Annotated in this window: 1 protein-coding gene; it reads left to right on the forward strand. The window is 71.9% G+C overall.

Features of this window, described 5'->3' with window-relative positions; all coding sequences use genetic code 11:
- The coding region (locus Q5762_RS38870; protein ID WP_315897031.1) for an alpha-E domain-containing protein at nt 1-260 on the forward strand (260 nt) is incomplete at both ends.

Genomic DNA, 260 nt, shown 5'->3' on the forward strand with positions numbered 1-260 from the left:
TCGAACGACGTGTGGCGCAGCGTCGCGGCGAGCGACCGTGCGCTCGGCGAGCTGCGCGCCTCCGGCCAGCGTCAGATCGCCGACGGCGCGGGCCGCATGCTCACCGGCATCCTGTCGCTGCAGGCGGTGACGGCGAACATGATCCGCGACGACGGCTGGTTGGCGATCGAGGCGGGCCGCTGGATCGAGCGGTCGCTGCAGGTGTGCCTGCTGCTGCGGTCCACGGTCGTCGAGAAGCGCGAGCGGTTCGTCGAGCTGTC

Origin of the sequence: Streptomyces sp. P9(2023) (genome assembly GCF_032436795.1) — a bacterium.
Classification (GTDB): domain Bacteria; phylum Actinomycetota; class Actinomycetes; order Streptomycetales; family Streptomycetaceae; genus Streptomyces.